2 protein-coding genes are annotated in these 1,406 nt (G+C 28.4%); both read left to right on the forward strand.

What is annotated here, in order from left to right:
- Window positions 1–648: SulP family inorganic anion transporter (locus tag ACVC2P_RS11930; protein ID WP_452598696.1), on the forward strand; the 648-nt coding region annotated here is incomplete at its 5' end.
- Window positions 649–661: 13 nt separating this feature from the next.
- A partial coding sequence (locus tag ACVC2P_RS11935; protein WP_452598697.1) for a universal stress protein occupies window positions 662–1,406 on the forward strand: 745 nt, incomplete at its 3' end.

Genomic DNA, 1,406 nt, shown 5'->3' on the forward strand with positions numbered 1-1,406 from the left:
ACTCAAGTTATTGTTCGTAGTTCTGCTAACATACAATCTGGAGGAAAAACAAAAATGTCTGCTATTATTCACGGTTTCTTATTATTAATTTCTGTTATATTAATTCCTAGATTATTAAATAAAATTCCTTTAGCTGTTTTAGCCGCTATATTATTAATTGTTGGTTATAAATTAGCAAAACCTGCCTTATTTAAAATTATGTATAATAAAGGTTGGAAACAATTTGTACCTTTTGTTGTTACTGTTATTGGTATTGTATTTACAAACCTACTATTAGGTATCGCTGTTGGTTTAGCTGTAGGTATTGTGGTTGTACTAATTAAAAGTTTCCAAAACTCTCACTTTTTACATATTGAAGATAAAAGTAACGGAAAGCACAAAATAAAAATGACCCTTGCAGAAGAAGTAACTTTTTTCAACAAAGGTGCTATTTTAAAAGAGCTAGATAGCCTTCCTAGAGATACTTATTTAGAGTTAGATGTTAGAAAAACAAGATATTTAGATAATGATATTATAGAAATTTTAGAAGATTTCTCTGAAAAGGCTAGAAATAGAAATATCGATATTCAATTAATTTCAGAAAGAGGCATTGTAGAAAACCCAGAAAGCTTTATTCAATTTTTTAAACTGCGTCCAAAAAGCGCTTAAACTATTTAGCACTATGCATAAACCAAATTCAAAATATAAACTACTTGTTTTATTTAATGAGAGTAAAGCTGCAGATATAGCCTTAAATAATGCTATTAATTTAGCCCAAACTATAAATGGCTCTGTAGATATTTTACATATAAAACCCCCTACAGATGCTACCAAATCTAGCAACCAATTAGCGGTAATGAGAGACATGAGTGATATAGAGCGTGATAGTAAAAAGGAAATAAAACAGCGTATTGCTTCTTTTTCTAATACTACAAATCTATCTATAAAGCATCATTTTACTTTTGGAAATGTCATTAATGAAGTTAAAAACTACATAAATAGCATACAACCAGATATTGTGGTTATTGGTAAAAGAAAACCAAAGCTTATTAATGCTTTAGGTGACGGGCTTACTAAGCATTTATTAAAAAACCATAACATAGAACTTTTAATTTCTGGTACCGAAACAACTTTAGCCACATTTAATGACCCTTCCATAGGTTTTATTGAAGAGATTACGCTTAAAAACAAGCTAAGTATCGCAGAAAATTTAAAGAACAAAACAAACAAACCTTTTAAAGTTTTTAAAACGGTTAGTAAAGCTATAGAAAATACAGCTTCTAAAACCTCAAATTCTAAACTACAAAAAACTATTGTTTTTGAATTTGATGATTCTGCAAAATCCAGTTCAAACATTCCTAATTACATACATAAAAATAAAGTAAATTTATTATGTATAACTCGTAATATAGCACAATCACTAAAAC

This window comes from Pontimicrobium sp. MEBiC01747, assembly GCF_053601635.1.